16 protein-coding genes and 1 tRNA gene are annotated in these 18,235 nt (G+C 68.1%); 11 read left to right on the top strand and 6 right to left on the bottom strand.

The window, feature by feature from the left end; translation table 11 throughout:
• Window positions 1–98 precede the first annotated feature (98 nt).
• Window positions 99–482, top strand: a complete 384-nt coding sequence (locus LRA89_RS05945) for a hypothetical protein (RefSeq protein WP_055761145.1) — start codon at window positions 99–101, stop codon at window positions 480–482.
• Window positions 483–705: 223 nt separating this feature from the next.
• Here the strand turns inward: LRA89_RS05945 and LRA89_RS05940 are convergent, their stop codons facing one another.
• On the bottom strand, window positions 706–1,632 hold the full coding sequence (locus tag LRA89_RS05940; RefSeq protein ID WP_230769404.1) for a TraB/GumN family protein: 927 nt from the start codon (window positions 1,630–1,632) through the stop codon (window positions 706–708).
• Window positions 1,633–1,822: 190 nt separating this feature from the next.
• On the opposite strand from LRA89_RS05940, the gene LRA89_RS05935 reads away from it, so the two are divergent.
• Complete coding sequence (locus LRA89_RS05935) at window positions 1,823–4,966, top strand: helicase-related protein (protein WP_230769403.1); 3,144 nt, start codon at window positions 1,823–1,825, stop codon at window positions 4,964–4,966.
• Between the two features lie 173 nt (window positions 4,967–5,139).
• On the opposite strand, the gene LRA89_RS05930 is transcribed toward LRA89_RS05935, so the two are convergent.
• Complete coding sequence (locus tag LRA89_RS05930; protein ID WP_056495705.1) at window positions 5,140–6,447, bottom strand: MFS transporter; 1,308 nt, start codon at window positions 6,445–6,447, stop codon at window positions 5,140–5,142.
• Window positions 6,448–6,549: 102 nt separating this feature from the next.
• Window positions 6,550–8,136: an alpha-N-arabinofuranosidase gene (locus LRA89_RS05925; protein ID WP_443024941.1), complete on the bottom strand. Its 1,587-nt coding sequence runs from the start codon at window positions 8,134–8,136 to the stop codon at window positions 6,550–6,552.
• 176 nt (window positions 8,137–8,312) lie between these two features.
• On the opposite strand from LRA89_RS05925, the gene era reads away from it, so the two are divergent.
• A complete protein-coding gene (era, locus tag LRA89_RS05920; RefSeq protein WP_230769401.1) occupies window positions 8,313–9,215 on the top strand; it encodes a GTPase Era in 903 nt (300 codons plus the stop codon).
• On the opposite strand, the gene LRA89_RS05915 is transcribed toward era, so the two are convergent.
• Both LRA89_RS05915 and LRA89_RS05910 read right to left on the bottom strand, forming a co-directional pair.
• A complete protein-coding gene (locus LRA89_RS05915) occupies window positions 9,182–9,997 on the bottom strand; it encodes an NAD-dependent deacylase (RefSeq protein ID WP_230769400.1) in 816 nt (271 codons plus the stop codon). The two genes, era and LRA89_RS05915, sit on opposite strands and share 34 nt — an antisense overlap.
• Window positions 9,954–10,430: a hypothetical protein gene (locus LRA89_RS05910; RefSeq protein ID WP_230769399.1), complete on the bottom strand. Its 477-nt coding sequence runs from the start codon at window positions 10,428–10,430 to the stop codon at window positions 9,954–9,956. Before LRA89_RS05910 ends, LRA89_RS05915 begins: the two co-directional genes overlap by 44 nt.
• A gap of 436 nt (window positions 10,431–10,866) precedes the next feature.
• Here LRA89_RS05910 and LRA89_RS05905 point away from each other — a divergent pair, with 436 nt between their 5' ends.
• Window positions 10,867–11,409: a pseudouridine synthase gene (locus LRA89_RS05905; protein WP_230769398.1), complete on the top strand. Its 543-nt coding sequence runs from the start codon at window positions 10,867–10,869 to the stop codon at window positions 11,407–11,409.
• A gap of 65 nt (window positions 11,410–11,474) precedes the next feature.
• Here the strand turns inward: LRA89_RS05905 and LRA89_RS05900 are convergent, their stop codons facing one another.
• Entirely contained in the window at window positions 11,475–12,905 is a 1,431-nt protein-coding gene (locus tag LRA89_RS05900) for a sigma-54-dependent transcriptional regulator (protein ID WP_230769397.1), read from the bottom strand.
• A gap of 167 nt (window positions 12,906–13,072) precedes the next feature.
• Between LRA89_RS05900 and LRA89_RS05895 the strand changes: the two genes are divergently transcribed.
• The 7 genes from LRA89_RS05895 to LRA89_RS05865 all read left to right on the top strand — a co-directional run bounded on the left by LRA89_RS05895 (window position 13,073) and on the right by LRA89_RS05865 (window position 18,220).
• The gene (locus LRA89_RS05895; RefSeq protein WP_230769396.1) at window positions 13,073–13,198 is read left to right on the top strand and encodes an aa3-type cytochrome c oxidase subunit IV; all 126 of its coding nucleotides are present in this window, start codon (window positions 13,073–13,075) and stop codon (window positions 13,196–13,198) included.
• Between the two features lies 1 nt (window position 13,199).
• A complete protein-coding gene (locus LRA89_RS05890) occupies window positions 13,200–14,327 on the top strand; it encodes a Re/Si-specific NAD(P)(+) transhydrogenase subunit alpha (RefSeq protein WP_230769395.1) in 1,128 nt (375 codons plus the stop codon).
• Between the two features lie 23 nt (window positions 14,328–14,350).
• Window positions 14,351–14,629: an NAD(P) transhydrogenase subunit alpha gene (locus tag LRA89_RS05885; protein WP_230769394.1), complete on the top strand. Its 279-nt coding sequence runs from the start codon at window positions 14,351–14,353 to the stop codon at window positions 14,627–14,629.
• A 4-nt stretch (window positions 14,630–14,633) separates the two neighbouring features.
• Window positions 14,634–16,130 (top strand): NAD(P)(+) transhydrogenase (Re/Si-specific) subunit beta, encoded by a 1,497-nt coding sequence (locus tag LRA89_RS05880; RefSeq protein ID WP_230769393.1) that lies wholly within the window; start codon window positions 14,634–14,636, stop codon window positions 16,128–16,130.
• Window positions 16,131–16,203: 73 nt separating this feature from the next.
• Complete coding sequence (locus LRA89_RS05875; RefSeq protein ID WP_230769392.1) at window positions 16,204–17,139, top strand: hypothetical protein; 936 nt, start codon at window positions 16,204–16,206, stop codon at window positions 17,137–17,139.
• A 194-nt stretch (window positions 17,140–17,333) separates the two neighbouring features.
• A tRNA-Val gene (locus LRA89_RS05870) sits at window positions 17,334–17,409 on the top strand.
• A 31-nt stretch (window positions 17,410–17,440) separates the two neighbouring features.
• Complete coding sequence (locus LRA89_RS05865; protein ID WP_230769391.1) at window positions 17,441–18,220, top strand: SDR family oxidoreductase; 780 nt, start codon at window positions 17,441–17,443, stop codon at window positions 18,218–18,220.
• The last annotated feature ends 15 nt before the right edge of the window (window positions 18,221–18,235 follow it).

Raw genomic sequence — 18,235 nt, 5'->3', positions numbered from 1 at the left:
GAGGCGCTGCCCGATTATTGCGTCGCCGCAGGGCTTTATTGCGTTTGCGGCATGGGTGCTTGACGAAGCGACAAGGCTTTGCGAACGGCTTTACCCCTATGAAGCACCCCCTTCTCCTCGTCGCGGCCACCGCGGCGTTCGCCCTGTCGGCCTGTGGCCAGCAGCAGCCCGATGAACTCGACACGCGCGCGCCCGATCCGCTGGCGTCGCAGCTCGCCAACCGGCCGAAGGCGGAACTGCCGCCGCCGGTGAAGGCAAGCGTCACCTTCCGCTGCAAGGACAACAGCCTCGCCTATGTCGACTTCTTCGAAGGCGACACGCAGGCGAACTTCCGCGCCGACCAGAATGCGGTCCCGACGCGGCTGAAGGCCCCTGCCACGGGCGAGCCGCTGGTCGCCGAGGGTGGCTACAAGCTGACCGGCACGCCGAAGTCGATCACCCTGACGCAGCCCGGCAAGCCCGCGCAGAGCTGCACCGCCTGATTTCCGGCGCGGCGGCTCCCCTTCCGGACCGCCGGACCGTATCGTACCTGACGAGGCCGGTGGAAATTCCACCGGCCTTTTTTATGGGTTCCAACGGCCGATCGCCGGCCCTGGAACCGGCGTCCTCGTGGTGAGGAACGGGATTTCCGGCCCGATCGACCATCCTCTCCGTACCGTCACCCCGGACTCGTTCCGGGGCGACGGTGTATCCGGATCGGTCCGTTCAGTATTTTACCCGCGTCGCGCGCAGCTTGTAGCGCTTGAGCGCGTCCTGCACGCTGCCGTCGCCCGCCAGATGGCCGGCACCGACCGCGATGAACACCGTGCCCGGACGGGCCATGCGGTCCTCGATCCACTTGGCCCAGCGCGCGTTGCGATCGGTCAGCAGGACGCGCTTCAATTCGGGGGTGTCGACCATCTCGGCGTTCATCGTCGCCGCCAGCGCCACCGGATCACCCTTCGCCCAGTCGGCGACCATGGTGTCGATCATCTGCCCGGCCTTGGGCAGTTCCTTCACCGTCTCGGTCAGGAACGTCACCTGCGCCGCGTCCGACAGCGAATCGAAGAAGCCGAACTGTTGTTCGAGCGTCTCCAGGCCCGTCACCGGCTTGCCCGCCGCCTTGGCCGCGGCCGAGATCGTCTGCTCGGCGCCGCTTGCCGGATCATAGCCCTGCTTCTGGAGCGTGACGAGCATGAGCGTGGAAGCGGCGAACCACGGATCGAGCGGTTCGAGCGCGCCTTCGGGAAGGCCGGCATCGGCGACCGCCTTGGCATAGGCCGGACGTTCGGCGGCGGGGAGCTTCTCGCTCAGCTTCGGGCCGGTCATGTTGACCGCCGACTTCATCACCGCCGCCTGCGCCTGTTCAGGCGTCGGCATCGGGATTTCGAGCACGACCTCGTTCGACTTGTCGAACGCGGTCTTCACCGCTTCGTCGAACCACGACAGGCCGGGCTTCAGGACGTGGATCGTCCCGAACAGATAGATGGTGGTGTCCTTGTCCTTGACCACCCACAGCGCGGGATCGGCATCCTTCGTCGCCGGTGCGGCGGTCGCGGCTGCCGGTGCGGGCGCAGGCGCGGTCTGGGCAAGGGCGGGGCCGGACAAGAGCGCCAGCGCGGCGCCGATGTACGGCAAGATCCTGGATTTCATAACGTCCCCCGTTGGTGTCGCCTCCACCGGCGACGGCCGCAATCTAGCAGCAGGCGATGCGCCGGGGTAGCGAGCAATCGTCGTTTTTCGATATAGATTGCGCCCCCTTGGGATGGCGGAACGTCGGGCGGAGGCGCTTCGTTGACGGGGGTGAGATGCCCCCTTCCGGGGCAGCGCCGGGACCTCCGCCATGCTGCAAGCGCCGATCGATGCCGCCGTCCGTACCGCCGTTCCGTCGCCCGAGGTGGTGAGCGCCGCGCTGGCGGAGGTGCTGGCGACGCGGTCGTTGCTGTTCGTCGCCGCCGACGAGGGGCGCGCGGCACGGGTCGCGGCGCTGCTGGCGGCGTTCGTGCCCGAGGGCGAGGTCGTGCATCTGCCGGCGAGCGACGCGCTGCCCGGTGACGATGCGCCTGCGTCGCCAGCCAATGCCGGGGCGCGGGTCGCGGCGCTGCGGCGGTTGCGGGTGGCGAGCGCCGGGGGGCGGAGCGTGGCGTGCATCACCACGCCCGAGGCGACCGCGCTGCGCGTCGCGCCGCCGGCGGCGTTCGATGCCGCGCCGCCGGTGCTGCGGGCGGGCGATGCGATCGACATGGGCGGTTTCGCCGATCGCGCGGTGGAGCTGGGCTATGTCATCGACGACCGGGTCGACGAGCCGGGCGAGGTCGCGGTGCGCGGCGGGGTGATCGACCTGTTCCCAGCCGATGCGGCGGGGCCGGTGCGCATCACGATCGAGGACGATCGGATCGTCGCCATCCGCCGCTACGATCCGGTGACACAGCGCAGCGATGCCGATCTGGATGCCATCGTCATCGGCCGTGCCGCCGAGCCGGTCGTCGCGGACGGCGTGCCGCTGACCGATCACCTTCCCGATGCCGCGATCGTCTCCGACGCGCAGGTGGGCGAGCGTCGCCAGCGGTTTCTCGACCTTGCCCGCGATGCCACCCACAGGCGGCGGCGCGACGATGCGACGCTGGTAGATGGCGAAGATTGGGACACAGCGGTCGCGGCACGCGAGCGGATCGAGCTGCCGCCCGCCGGCGATTGCCCGCCGCGCTTCGTCACCGGCAACGCCCCGGCGCGTGCGTTCGGCAGGTTCGCGCGCGGAGTACTGGCGGATGGCCGGCTGGTGCTGGCGGGCAGTCCGCGCGACCTGCGCTTCCTTGCCCCCCGGCTGGCGACGCTCGGCCGGACCGACCCGGTCACGATCGGATCGTGGGCCGAGGCGGTGGAGGCGGCACCGGGCAGCGCGATGCTGCTGACCGCGCCGGTCGATCGTGGCTTCGTCGCCGGTGGCGTAACCGTGGTGGCGGGCGGCGACCTGCTCGGCGGACGCGCGCGTGGCGACGAGCTGGCGGTATCGAACGGGGCGCTGTTCGCGGAAGGCGGCGAACTGCGCATCGGCGACGTGGTGGTGCATGAGGATTTCGGCATCGGTCGCATCACCGGACTGGAAGCATTGCCGGGCGAGGAAGGCGGCGACGCGATCGTGCTGGACTATGCGCGCGAGGCCCGGCGGCTGGTGCCGGTGGTGGAGGCCGACCGCATCTGGCGCTATGGCGCGGAAGGCGACGGCGTGGCGCTCGATGCGCTCGACGGGACGAGCTGGCAGAAGCGGCGTGGCGCGATCGATGCCGCCATCGCCGAGAGCGCGCGCGAGCTGGCCGCGATCGCCGCCGAGCGTGATGCGCGGCAGGTGCCGCCGATCGAGGCCGATGTCGCGGCGTACGAACGCTTCGTCGCCGGTTTCGCCTTTACCGAAACGCCCGATCAGGCGCGCGCCATCGCGGCGGTCCGCGCCGATCTGGCGAGCGGACGGCCGATGGACCGGCTGGTCATCGGCGACGTCGGCTATGGCAAGACCGAGGTGGCGTTGCGCGCCGCCGCGATCGTCGCGCTGGCCGGGCGGCAGGTGGCGATCGCCGCGCCGACGACGGTGCTGGTGCGCCAGCATCTCGACAGCTTCACTCGCCGCTTCGCCGGCACCGGCATTGCGGTCGCTGGCCTCTCGCGGCTGTCGAGCGCGGCCGAGAAGAAGCGGGTCAAGGCGGGGCTGGCCGACGGATCGATCGGGGTCGTGATCGGCACGCAGGCGCTGGCCGGCAAAGGCGTGGCCTATGCCGATCTTGCGCTGACCGTGATCGACGAGGAGCAGCGGTTTGGCGCGGGCGACAAGGCGAAGCTGCGGGCCTTGAGCGATCATGTCATGACGTTGTCGGCGACGCCGATCCCGCGCACGCTGCAATCGGCGATGATCGGGTTGCAGCAATTGTCGGTCATCGCGACGCCGCCCGCGCGGCGGCAGCCGATCCGTACGACGCTGGGCGTGTTCGACGATACGACGGTGCGCACCGCCTTGCTACGCGAACGCTCGCGCGGCGGGCAGAGCTTTGTCGTGGTGCCGCGGATCGAGGATATTGCCGCGCTGGAGGAGCGGCTGCGGCGGCTGGCGCCCGAACTGGGTGTCGTTGTCGCGCACGGCAGGATGGCGGCGGCCGAGATCGATGAGGCGATGGTCGGCTTCGCGCAGGGCGATGGCGACGTGCTGCTGGCGACCAACATCATCGAGGCGGGGCTGGACGTGCCGCGCGCCAACACGATGATCGTCCACCATGCCGACCGGTTCGGCCTGTCGCAGTTGCACCAGTTGCGCGGGCGGGTGGGGCGCGGCGGGCGGCGGGGGCAGGTGCTGCTGACCACCGAACCCGACCGGCAGGTGGGCGAGGCGACGATGCAGCGGCTGCGCACGCTGCAGGCGTTCGACCGGCTGGGCGCGGGCTTCGCGATCAGCGCGCGCGACCTCGACCTGCGCGGGGCGGGCGATCTGGTCGGTGAGGCGCAGGCCGGGCACATGAAGCTGATCGGCATCGACCTGTACCAGTTTTTGCTGACCCGCGCGCTGCGCGCGGTGCGGGGCGAGACGGTCGATCGCTGGGTGCCCGAGGTGCATCTGGGGCTGGCCGGGTGCCTGCCCGAAACATGGATTCCCGAGGCCGAGGTGCGCCTTACCCTCTATGGCCGGCTGGCGCGGGTCGGCGAGGAAGGCGCGCTCGATGCGTATGAGGAGGAACTGGCCGACCGGTTCGGGGCGTTGCCGCTCGAGGCGCAACGGCTGATCGATCTGAAGCGGGTGCAGTTGCTGGCCTGTGCCGCCGGCATCGCCAGGATCGATGCCGGGCCAGCGGCGATCGCGCTCACCCCGCACGGCAAGGCGGCGATGCCGGAGGCGGCCGGGCTGGCCGGGAAGAACGGCCGCTGGATATTGGCGGAACGGATCGAGGATGCGGCCGACCGGCTGGCGCGGGTGCAAGAGGTGCTGGCGGAGATCGCCGGGTAGCCGTCTGCGGTGACGGGTCGCGGATCGGCTGTGCAGCCCACCTGTCGTCATTCCCGCGCAGGCGGGAATCTATACACGCCAACGGTTCGACCCGATTCCGTACGGTAGCGTCTATGGATCCCCGCCTGCGCGGGGATGACGATGTGGGGTCGAGGGTCGTTTCTCCGCCCCGATCAGTCTTCCATGATTTGGCTGTTGGTCCGTGTATCGCGCATCCGCAGGTACACGATCAGCGAGATCGCGATCATCGCCGTCACATACCAGTAGAAGCCCTGTTCGAACTTCGCGTCCTTGAAGCGCAGCGCGACATATTCGGCGGTGCCGCCGAAGATGGTGTTGGCCAGCGCATAGGGCAGCGCCACGCCCAGCGCGCGGATATGGGCCGGGAACAGCTCCGCCTTCACCACCGCGTTGATCGAGGTATAGCCAGTCACGATGACGAGCGCCGCCATCACCAGCAACCCGGCAATCACCGGATCGCGCGTGTGCTCCAGCGTCGAGAAGATCGGATAGGTGAACAGCACGCCCGCCACCCCGAACGCGATCATCAGCGGCTTGCGCCCGATCCGGTCGCTCAGCGCCCCCGCCACCGGTTGCAGCAGCATGAAGACGAACAGCGTGACGGCGTTGATCTGGCTCGCGACCTCGCGGCTGAAGCCCGAGGTGTTGACGAGGAACTTCTGCATGTAGATCGAATAGGCATAGAAGGCGAGCGTGCCCCCGGCGGTTAGCAGCATCACCACCGCCGTTTCCTTGGGATGCTGCGTCACCAGCAGCCAGAAGCCCGATTTGGGCGCGCCCGCCGCCTTGGCGGCGGTGAAGCTGTGGCTCTCCGCCAACCCCCGCCGGATGTAGAACACCACCACCGCCAGCACCGCGCCGATGCCGAACGGAATGCGCCAGCCCCATGCGTCGAGCGCGCCTTCCGACAGCGTCGATTGCAGGATCAGCAGGACGAGGATGGCGAGCAACTGGCCCGAGATCAGCGTGACATACTGGAACGACGAGAAGAACCCGCGCCGGTCCTTGCCCGCCATTTCGGAGAGATAGGTGGCGCTGGCGCCATATTCGCCGCCGACCGACAACCCCTGCATCAATCGCGCGATCACCAGCAGCACCGGGGCGGCGACGCCGATCGTCTCGTACCCCGGCGTCAGCGCGATGATGAGCGAGCCGGCGCACATCAGCGTGACCGACACCGACAGGCCCGATTTGCGGCCGTGGCGATCGGCATAGATGCCCATGATCCACGCGCCGATCGGCCGCATGACGAAGCCGACCGCGAAGACGGCGGCGGTGCTCAGCAACTGCGCGGTACGATCGCCGTCGGGAAAGAAGTGCGGCGCGAAATACAGCGCGAACGCGGCATAGACATACCAGTCGAACCATTCGACCAGATTGCCGGTCGATCCGCCGATGATGGCTTTCAGCCGGGCGGCGCGGTCCGGCGCGGCGCCGGGCAGGGGAGGTTTGGTGGCCATTGCCAAAGGCTAGGCCGTGGCGGCGGCCACGCCAACCCCCGAAACGAACGACGCCGCCGACCCGCTGTGGGTCGACGGCGTCGCCATCGCGATGACGCTCGATCAGCGCAGGTCGAGCATCACCACCGATCTGGCCGGCAGCGTGACGGTGAGCGTGCCGTTCTGCACCTGCGCGCCGGTGAAGGCGGCCGGCGTCACCACGTTCGGCGCGTCGAAGCTGTTGTGCGCGGTGATCGTCGGCGCGGTCAGCACCCGGCCGGTGACATTGGTGCCGGCGATGCCGGTCAGCGCCGCCTGCACCGTGGTCGGCCGGTTGGGATCGGCGTTCGACATCGCGACATGGATCACCCCGTCCTTGCCGCGTACCGCCGAGGCCGACACCGCCGGGATCGACCACTGGTCGCGCGAATAATAGGGGCTGGCGACCGTGATCGGCAGCACCGTGCCGTCGATGAACGGCTTGTACATCTCGAACACGTGATAGGTCGGCGTCAGGACCATCTTCGGCCCGTCGGTCAGGATCATCGCCTGGAGCACGTTCACCATCTGGGCGATGGCGGTCATCTTTACCCGGTCGGCGTGCTTGGCGAAAATGTCGAGGTTGATCGCGGCGACCAGCGCGTCGCGCATCGTGTTCTGCTGGCGCAGGAAGCCCGGATGCGTGCCCGGGTCCTGCCCGTACCACGTCCCCCATTCGTCGACGGCCAGCCACACGCGCTTCTGCGGATCATATTTGTCCATGATCGCCGAATGCTTGGTGATGAGCTCGTCCATCTTGTAGGTCAGGCTCAGCGTTTCCGCCCAACCCGCCTCGCCGAACTCGGTCGGCGAGGCCTTGGGCGCCCAGCCGCCGGGGACGGTATAGTAATGGAGCGAGACGGCATCGATCTGGCCGATCGCCTGCCGCATCATCACTTCGGTCCAGTTATAGTCGTCGACGTTGGCACCCGAGGCGATCTTGAGGATGCGGCTGCCGCGCGGCGACTTGATGAAGGTGGCGAAGCGGCGCGTCTCGTCCGCCGCATATTCGGGGCGCATGTTGCCGCCGCAGCCCCACAGCTCGTTGCCGATGCCGAAATAGGGGACTTTCCACGGTTGCTTGCGGCCGTTCTTCGCGCGTTCGTCGGCGAGCGTGCCGGCCTCCTGCGTCATATATTCGACCCACTCGGCCATTTCGCGCGGGGAGCCGTTGCCGACGTTGCCCGAGATATAGGCCTCGGCCCCGACCTGTTCGGTCAGGTCCATGAACTCGTGCGTGCCGACCGCATTGTCCTCGGTCACGCCGCCCCAATGGGTGTTGATCTTGACCGGGCGCTTGGCTTTCGGGCCGATCCCTTCGCGCCAGTGATATTCGTCGGCGAAACAGCCGCCGGGCCAGCGGATGACCGGCACGCCGAGGCGCTTCAACGCCGCCACCACATCGTTACGAAAGCCGCGCGTGTTGGGGATGGTGCGGTCGTTGCCGACCCACAGTCCGCCATAGATGCCGTTGCCGAGATGCTCGGCGAACTGGGTGAAGATGCGCTTGTCGTAGGTCGGGCCGCCCTGATCGCCGCGGATCGTGACCTTGGCCGGCTCGTCCGGTTGCGGGGTGGGGGCGGCGGTCTGCGCCGAGGCGGTCGTCGCGATCAGCGCGCAGGCGGTGCCCACGAGCCAGTGGCGGGCATGGCGGCGCAGGCTGCGCGCCAGTGTCGGTCGGGCCTTGGGCATGAAGCTCCCCTCTCCTGTTTTACTTGTCTGACTAATGGATAGCCATGCTTTCCCCGGCGATCAAGCGCCAAGTCGGACCGTGCGCGCTTTGCGTCCGGCGGGCGGGCAGGGTATGGAAGCGGCCTGCCCCTTTTCAACGAAGCGAGTCATCCCCTTTGAATCCTGTTCCCCAGTCGTGCGGCCTCGTCGCGGTCCTCGGCGCCCCCAATGCCGGCAAGTCGACGCTGGTCAATGCGCTGGTCGGGCAGAAGGTGGCGATCACCAGCCCCAAGGCGCAGACGACGCGCACCCGGTTGATGGGCATTGCGATCGAGGGTGCCACGCAGTTGCTGCTGGTCGACACGCCGGGCATCTTCGAGCCGAAGCGCCGGCTCGACCGGGCGATGGTGTCGGCGGCGTGGGAAGGCACCCACGGCGCGGATGCGGTCGCGGTAGTGGTCGACGGCCGGGGCGGGATCGGCCCCAAGGTCCGCGCGATCGTCGAGCCGCTGGCCGACCGCAAGGAGCCGAAGCTGCTGATTCTCAACAAGGTCGACATCGCCGACAAGCCGCGCCTGCTCGACCATGCCGCGCGGCTGCACGAGATGGCGGCGTTCGAGGAAACCTTCTTCGTCAGCGCGACGACCGGCGACGGCTTGCCCGAGATGAAGGCGGCGCTGGCCAAGCGGATGCCCGAGGGGCCGTGGCATTTCCCCGAGGATCAGGTGAGCGACGCCACCGACCGGATGCTGGCGGCCGAGGTGACGCGCGAGCAACTCTATCACCAGCTTCACGAGGAATTGCCCTACGCCAGCGCGATCGACACCGAACGCTATCTGGAGCGCGAGGACGGATCGGTCGAGATCCACCAGCAGATCTATGTCGCGCGCGAGACGCAGCGCGCGATCGTGCTGGGTAAGGGCGGGCAGCGGATCAAGGAGATCGGCGCGACCGCGCGTAAGGAGTTGCAGGAACTGCTCGGCGTGCGCGTCCACCTCTATCTCCACGTCAAGGTGAAGCCCAATTGGGAAGAGGACCGGATGCTCTACCGCGACATCGGGCTTGACTGGGTGGAGTGAGCGCTGAGGAGTTCGTCGACCCACGCCGGCACCAGTACGCTGGCCGGGCCGAGGCGGCTTTCGTCGAACCGGTCGGACCCGGCCGAGCGATCGAGGTTCAGTTCCAGCGTCGCCGCGCCGACATGGTTGGCAAGCTCGACGAACCCGGCGGCGGGATAGACCGCGCCCGACGTGCCGATCGAGACGAACAGGTCGCAACCTGCGATCGCGTCCTCGATCCGCTCCATCTGGTAGGGCATCTCGCCGAAGAACACGATGTCGGGGCGCAGCCGGGGTGCGGCGCAGGCGGGACAGATGCTGCCGGGTGACAGATCGCCATCGCGCGGTCGCCGGTCGCCGCAGCGCGGGCACAGTTGCGACTTCAACTCGCCGTGCATGTGGAGCAGCCGCTTCGCGCCGGCGCGTTCGTGCAGGTCGTCGACATTCTGGGTGACGATCACCAGCTCGCCCGGCCATGCGGTATCGAGCCAGGCGAGCGCGTTATGCGCCGGGTTGGGGTAGACGCCGCCAAGCGCCGCCCGGCGCAGGTCGTAGAAGCGGTGGACGAGATCGGGATCGGCGCGCAGTGCCTGCGGGGTGCAGACGTCCTCGACCCGGTGCCCTTCCCATAGCCCGCCCGGCCCCCGGAACGTAGCGATGCCCGATTCGGCGGAGATGCCCGCGCCGGTGAGGATGACGATGTTGCGGATGGTCGTTCTCGCGAAAGCTGGGGCGATTTCTGTCGCTTGCGTCGATCGCCTATGAAACCGGTATGATGCTGAAAAAATCGCTGCCGGTTGCATTTGAAAGGCAGGGACCCAGCATTCGTGCGTCCGCTGCACCTGCATCCTGATAGATTGAGAAGCAATACCGCCGGGCTTCGTCAAACGCTTCTGGACGGGACCGAATGCTGTCAAAGGGAAGGTAGCCGGATTCTTTGACAATGGCGCGGCGCGCGTTCGTCTCCGAGTGATTGGCCGCTATCAACGAATAGTCCTGCTCATCGAAGCATTTGGTGTTTGCTTCGTATCGTTCGATGCAGAATCGATACGCACGATCCCGCATGGCTCTGGTATTCTTCGACCAGTTTGCGTCGGAAATTTTCCAATCGGCAGTTGATCCAAATTTTGCAGCACGTTGCGCAGCATCGATCCGGTCGGATGTTGCGTCGCCAGGCAAGGACGAGCAACCGGCAAGGATGAACAACAGAAAAATCTGCGGCTGAATTCTGCCCATTCTGAACCCGTTGCCCGTCAAGCAGCTAACACCGAAAGCATGTATCGATCCTTGGCAGCAGCGTCGGGTTGAGGGGGAAGGCCATGACCCGACGCAACCGGATCGACGGAACGATCCGTGCTGCGACTCACGGCAGCGGCAGGGTATCCTTCGTTTCGATGTGTTCGATCTGTCCGGCGGTATGGAGAACCGAATAGATGGTGGCCGCCGCCAATAGTGCCAATGCGCTGATTGCTATCAACATTGTCTTGCCTCTCTTCCGATGACCGGCATCGGGGTGGAGTTCAAGGTATGATTATTATCACCTATTCGCGGCCCTTCAAAACGGGTTCCCGGCGGAGTGAAGTATTTTCTTGGAAAGCCGGTCGCCGGAGGATGCGCCGACCGGGCGGCGCGCCCCTCGACAAGCGGCGGGGCGTTGCGCCAGACGGGCGGCATGGCCCGCTTGATCCTGTTCAACAAACCTTACGGCGTATTGTCGCAGTTCACCGATCGCGGCAGTCCGACCGCGCGCGCGACGCTGAGCGATCATGTCGCGCTGCCCGGCGTCTATCCCGCCGGACGGCTCGACCGCGACAGCGAGGGGTTGCTGCTGCTGACCGACGACGGCCGGTTGCAGGCGCGGATCGCCGATCCCCGCTTCAAGCTGGCCAAGACCTATTGGGTGCAGGTGGAGGGCGCGGTCGACGAGGCTGCGATGGCACGGTTGCGGCAGGGGGTGGTGCTGAACGATGGGCCGACGCTTGCCGCAGAGGTCGCCGCGATCGATCCGCCGGTGTTGTGGGAGCGGGTGCCGCCGGTGCGCTTCCGCAAGTCGGTGCCCGATCACTGGCTGTCGATCACGATCCGCGAGGGCCGCAACCGGCAGGTGCGGCGGATGACGGCGGCGGTCGGGTTGCCCACGCTGCGGCTGGTGCGCTGGCGGGTGGGGGAATGGTCGTTGGACGGGTTGGAGTCGGGAGCGTGGCGGGAGGCGTAGCGTACTGCCACGCTCCCTTCCGGCGCTTCGCGCCTCCCTCTCTCTCCCCTGAAGGTGAGAGGGGTTTATGCCGCGTTCTGGTCGATGCCTAGTTCGCCGAGCTTTCGATAGAGGGTGGAGCGGCCGATGCCGAGGCGGCGGGCGACTTCGGTCATGCGGCCGCGATAATGGCCGATGGCGAGGCGGATGACGTCGGCCTCGATCTCGTCCAATGCGCGCAGATTGCCGTCGGGGCGGAACAGCGTGACGCCGCCGGCATCGCCGTGGCGCGGCGGGGCGATGCCGGGCCGTGCCTCGCCGCCGTCGGCGATCTGCGCGATCTGCGGGAAATCGGCACGGGTCAGCGCATCGCCGTCGCACAGCACCGCCGCGCGGAACAGCGCATTCTGTAGTTGGCGGACGTTGCCCGGCCATGCATAGGTCGAGAGCAGCGCGATGGCATCGTCGGTGATGCCCAGTTGGCGCAGGCCCGGCTGCTGCGCGATCCGCGCCATCAGGTGGCGGGCGAGCGCGGGAATGTCGCCGCTGCGGTCGCGCAAGGGGGGGATCGTCACCTGCACCACGTTCAGCCGGTAATACAGGTCCTCGCGGAAACGCCCGGCCTCCACCTCCACGCTGAGCGTCTTGTTGGTCGCGGCGATGACGCGCACGTCGACCTCGCGCGGGTGACGTGCGCCGACCGAATGGACCTCGCCCGATTGCAGCACGCGCAGCAGCTTCACCTGCGCCTCGAACGGCATTTCGCCGACCTCGTCGAGGAACAGCGTGCCGCCGTCCGCCTCCTGAAACCGACCGGTCTTGCGTTCGAACGCGCCGGTGAACGCGCCCTTTTCGTGACCGAACAGTTCGCTTTCGACGAGGTTGGTGGGGATCGCGCCGCAATTGACCCGGACGATGGGCTTGCGCGCGCGTGGGCTGGCGGCGTGAATCGCGTCGGCGACCACTTCCTTGCCGACGCCGCTCTCACCCTCGATCAGCACCGGCACGCGGGCGCGTGCCGCCTTGGCGGCGATGGCGAGCGCGGCGCGGAAGCGGGGTGCGGAGCCGACGATCTCGTCGAAGGCGAGCGGGGCAGAGAGTTTTTCGGTGAGCGGGCGAAGTTCGCCGCTCGCCTCGCCGCCGGCCGCCACGTCGAGCGCGGCGAGCAGCCGTTCGGCAGCGATCGGCTTGACGAGGAAATCGCTCGCCCCGCTGCGCATCGCCGCGACCGCACCCGCGACCGATCCGTTGGCGGTGAGCATCAGGATGGGGAGCGCGGGGCGATGGCGGTGCAGTTCGCCGATCAGCGCGCCGGCATCGGCATCGGGCGACCAATGGTCGAGCAGCACCGCGTCCAGCGCCGCGCCATCCGGCGTGGCGAGCATCGCGATCGCCGCCTCGGCATCGGCGGCGAACACCGTGCGCCAGCTACGCCTGGCGGCGATGGCGGCGACCAGCCGGCGCTGCGCCGGTTCGTCGTCGATGACCATCAGCACTCGCTGTCCGCCTCGCATCATCGCCCATCCCCGTTGTCCATCGTCCCGTACCGGGGCAGTTCTAGGCGGCATCGTGTAAAAACGCCCTTAATGGCACGGATGGCCTGCGGGGCTTGGCGACGGGCGACGGGCACGGTACGGTGCGTCCAAAGAGCCGTCCGACAAGCGGACGCACAGGAGAGCCGACCATGGCGACCAACGGCCGACCGCCCGCACATCCGGGCACCTACACCAGCTTTCTGCGCTGGTTCACCTGGGGGACCATTTTTTGCGCGCTGCTGGCCGCGCTGGTTGTCTGGCTGATCGCATCCTGAGATGCGGATCGCCGTTCTTGCCGAACAGGCTCCTGACGAACGCCGCGTCGCCGCCACTCCCGAAACCGTCCGCAAGCTGATCCAGCTCGGCGCGTCGCTCGCCGTGGAGGCGGGGGCGGGGGCCGGGGCGTCGATCGATGACGCTGCCTATGCCACCGCTGGCGCGACGGTTGCCGACCGGGCGGCGGTGGTCGCCGATGCCGAGATCGTCCTGGGGGTACAGGGTCCCGCGGCCGACAGCATTGGCGGCGTGAAGCCCGGCGCATGGCTGGTCGGCGCGCTCAACCCCATCGGCGAGCGGACGCGGGTCGACGGCTATGCTGCGCTCGGCGTCGAGGCGCTGGCGATGGAGTGGATGCCGCGCATCACCCGCGCCCAGTCGATGGACATATTGTCGTCGCAGGCGAACCTGGCCGGATACAAGGCGGTACTCGACGCCGCTGCCGCCTATGGTCGTGCGTTCCCGATGATGATGACCGCGGCGGGCACGATCAGCGCCGCGCGGGTATTCGTGATGGGCGTGGGCGTGGCGGGGCTGCAGGCGATCGCGACCGCGCGGCGGCTCGGTGCGCAGGTCAGCGCCACCGACGTTCGATCGGCGACCCGGGAGCAAATCCAGTCGCTGGGCGCGAAACCGATCTTCGTCGAGAAGGTGGCGGGGATCGAGGGTGAGGGCGCGGGCGGCTATGCCGGCGAAATGAGCGCCGAATACAGGGAAGCACAGGCCGAGCTGGTGTCGGGCCATATCGCCAAGCAGGACATCGTCATCACCACCGCGCTGATCCCCGGCCGCCCCGCGCCGCGTCTCATCACCGATGCACAGGTCGCCAGCATGCGCGCCGGCAGCGTGATCGTCGATCTGGCGGTCGAGCAGGGTGGCAATGTCGAGGGCAGCGTGGCGGGGGAGAGCGTGGTGCGCCACGGCGTCACCATCGTCGGCCACCGCAACGTGCCCAGCCGGCTGGCGGCCGATGCCTCGGCGTTGTTCGCGCGCAACCTCTACAACTTCCTCGCCGCCTATTGGGACAAGGAGGCGGGCCGCCCGGTGCTGCCCCCCGACGACGAAGTGACCCAGGCGATCGTGCTGACGCGCGGCGGACAGGTGGTGAACCCGCGCCTGTCGACCTGACCCCAGCCAGAGGACACGGACCCATGGACTTTCTCTCAATCCTGTCGATCTTCGTGCTGGCCTGTTTCGTCGGCTATTATGTCGTGTGGTCGGTGACGCCCGCGCTGCACACCCCGCTGATGGCGGTGACGAACGCCATCTCCTCGGTCATCATCGTCGGCGCGCTGGTGGCGGCGGCCGCCGCCGGGGTGCCGGAGGCCAAATGGCTCGGGCTGCTTGGCGTGGTACTGGCCAGCATCAACATCTTCGGCGGGTTCGCCGTCACCGAACGCATGCTTGCCATGTACAAGAAGAAGGGCTGAGGGGATGCACGAGGCTGCACCGGTCAATCCATGGGTCGCGCTCGCCTATCTGGTAGCGGGGGTGTGCTTCATCCTGGCGCTGCGCGGACTGTCGTCGCCCGCCACCAGCCGGCGGGGCAATCGCCTCGGCATGATCGGCATGGGGATCGCGGTGGTCACGACGCTGGTGACGCACGTGCCGGGCACCGCCATCTGCATATCCGAGGAATGTTCGGTAGGCCGTTTCGACATCGACTGGATCACCGTCGTCGAGATTCTCGGCGCCATCGGCCTCGGCGCCGTCATCGGCCTCGTCACCGCCAGGCGGATCGCGATGACGGCCATGCCGCAGCTCGTTGCCGCGTTCCACTCGCTGGTGGGGCTGGCCGCCGTGCTGGTCGGGATCGCCGCCTATCTCAATCCGGGCGCGTTCGGCATTTCCTCGCTGGTCGTGCCGATGATCGGACAGCCGTTCGCGGTCATCAACCCCGTCGCCAAGGTCGAGATGGCGCTGGGCGTCGCGATCGGGGCGATCACCTTTTCCGGGTCGGTCATCGCGTTCCTGAAACTGAACGGCAACATGGGGGGCAAACCGATCCTGCTGCCCGGTCGCCATGGCATCAACCTGGGAGTGCTGGTCGGAATCCTGCTATGCGTCGCGGTATTCGCGCATGGCCAGGATACGTGGCCGTTCTGGACCATTCTGGTGGCGTCGTTCGCGATCGGCTTCCTGCTCATTATACCGATCGGCGGGGCGGACATGCCGGTCGTCGTCAGCATGCTCAACAGCTATTCGGGCTGGGCGGCGGCGGCGATGGGCTTTACCCTTGGCAATACCGCGATGATCGTTACCGGCGCGCTGGTCGGATCGTCGGGCGCGATCCTGAGCTACATCATGTGCCGTGCGATGAACCGCAGCTTCCTGAGCGTGATTGCCGGCGGCTTCGGCGCGACCGACAGTGGCGGCGCAGGGAGTGGTGCGGCGATCGACCGGCCGTGGAAGCGGGGATCGGCCGAGGATGCCGCGTTCCTGATGAGCCAGGCCGAACAGGTCATCATCGTGCCCGGATACGGCATGGCGGTCGCGCAGGCGCAGCATGCCCTCAGGGAAATGGGCGACAAGCTGAAGGAACATGGTGTCCGCGTGAAATATGCGATCCATCCGGTCGCGGGTCGGATGCCGGGGCATATGAACGTGCTGCTCGCCGAAGCGAACGTGCCGTATGACGATGTTTTCGAGCTGGAGGACATCAACGCCGAATTCGCGCAAACCGACGTCGCCTTCGTCATCGGCGCCAACGACGTGACCAATCCGGCGGCCAAGACCGACAAGACCTCGCCGATCTACGGCATGCCGGTGCTCGACGTCGAAAAGGCGAAGACGGTGCTGTTCATCAAGCGGTCGATGGGCGGCGTCGGCTATGCCGGGGTGGATAACGAACTGTTCTACCGTGACAATACCATGATGCTGCTCGCCGACGCCAAGAAGATGGTCGAGGAGATCGTCAAGTCGATCGAATAGACCGTCCGCTGCCGGCTGGCCTTTGCCCCGATCCACCGCCATAGCGGCGCGATTCAACCAAGGGGAATGACGGGTGGGGCTGGGGTTCGACGGGTTTTCGAGCGGGGCGACGGACGTGCGACGGGCGATCGTTATCGCCTTTGATCGCGCGGGTGGCGACATGGCGGTGCGCGCTGCGGCGCATGGCGGGGTGCAGGTGGTGGCGACTATCACCGGCGACGACGTCGTCGCGGCGGCGCTGGACGGAATCGCCCATGCCGACCTCCACCTGATCGAAACCGCCGGGGCTGGCGCCGACCTGCTCGATACCGTCCTGCCGGTCCTGCGCGAGCGGGCGGTGCGCGACCGGGCGCGGATGATCGTGGCGTTCGGCGCGGAGCAGATCGACACGGTGACGCTGCATCTGCTCGGCGGTCCGGCCGATCTGCTGTGCGATGCCGGCTTGTCCGACCGGGTGGCGGCGATCGCGCTGGGCCGGGCGGCGGCGGCGGGGGTGCGCGAGCGCGACCCCGACAGCGAGCGGCTGCGGCGGCTGAACGAGGAGGTCGCGCGGATCGCCGAGGTGCTGGCGCGGCTGGCGCGTGGCGAGGGCGATGCCGGCGGGAGCGTGCGCGACCGGTCGAAGGACTATGCCGCGCCGCCGCCCGCCGGGGTGATGGGAACCGTGACCGCCGCCGAGGTGCGCGGCGCGATCCGCGCGCGGCGGCTGCGCGGGCAGTATCTGCCGGCCGAGCTGTTCGCCGATCCGGCGTGGGATATGCTGCTCGACCTGTTCGCCGCATGGCTGGAGCGCACGCAGGTATCGGTGTCGAGCCTGTGCATCGCCGCCGCGGTGCCGCCGACGACCGCGCTGCGCTGGATCGGGATGCTGGTCGATGCCGGCCTTGTCGAGCGGCGCGACGATCCGGCCGACCGCAGGCGCGCGTTCATCGTCCTGACCGCGCGGGCGGTGGCGGGGATGAACGGCTATGCCGGGGCGGTGGCGAGCGCTGGACTGGGCTGGGCGTAGGCATCTGTCTGAAACGCGCTGACGCGCGTTTTGCGGTGCCGGCCCGCTCCCCCGCCCGGCCACTCACTCAGGATACGCTGTGGGTGGCCGGGCGGGGGAGTGGGCCGGCACCGCCTCCACGTCAGTGGAGCGGACTCCAACAAGGGGGCTTGCAACTGGCGGAAACCACGGTATTCCGCCGGTTCCCCGCTAAGGGGCGCTTAGCTCAGTTGGTAGAGCATCTCGTTTACACCGAGAGGGTCGGCGGTTCGAGCCCGTCAGCGCCCACCACGCAAGGACCGTCCGAACCCGGAGCACGGCGATGCGGCGACTGACCGACAGGATTTGTGTCGTGACCGGCGGTGCGCGCGGTATCGGCCGGGCGATCGTCGAACGCTTCCATGGCGAAGGCGCGCGGGTCGTGCTGACCGACATCGATGCCGCAGCCGGACAGGCGGTGGCCGAGGCGATTGGCGTGCGCTTCGTGGCGCTCGACGTGCGCGAGGAAGGCGATTGGGCGCGGCTGGCCGAAGCGGTGCCGGTGGCCGATGTCGTGGTCAACAATGCCGGGGTGACGGGGTTCGAGCAGGGCATGGTGCCGCACGATCCCGAACATGCCAGCCTTACCGACTGGCGCGCGGTTCATGCGGTCAACCTCGACGGGACGTTCCTCGGCTGCCGCTATGCGATCGGGGCGATGAAGGCGGCGGGCGCGGGGTCGATCGTCAATATCTCGTCACGATCGGGACTGGTCGGTATTCCCGGCGCGGCGGCCTATGCCGCGTCGAAGGCGGCGGTGCGCAACCATAGCAAGAGCGTGGCGCTGTATTGCGCGCAGCAGGGGTGGCGTATCCGCTGCAATTCGGTCCACCCCGCCGCGATCCTGACGCCGATGTGGGAAGCGATGCTGGGCGACGGGCCGGACCGCGCGGCTCGGATGGCGGCGCTGGTCGCCGACACGCCGCTCAAGCGCTTCGGCAGCGTCGAGGAGGTCGCCGCCGTCGTGGCGATGCTGGCGTCGGACGAGGCGGCGTACATGACCGGCAGCGAAGTGCATCTCGACGGCGGGCTGCTCGCCGGATCGGCGGTATCGCCGGGGTAGAGCGCTCGCGCGTTC

It is taken from the genome of Sphingomonas sp. Leaf4 (assembly GCF_920939515.1).
In the GTDB taxonomy this organism is placed as follows: Bacteria; Pseudomonadota; Alphaproteobacteria; order Sphingomonadales; family Sphingomonadaceae; genus Sphingomonas.
Note: the sequence above shows the minus strand (reverse complement) of the source record. Positions and strands in the feature narration are given on the sequence as shown.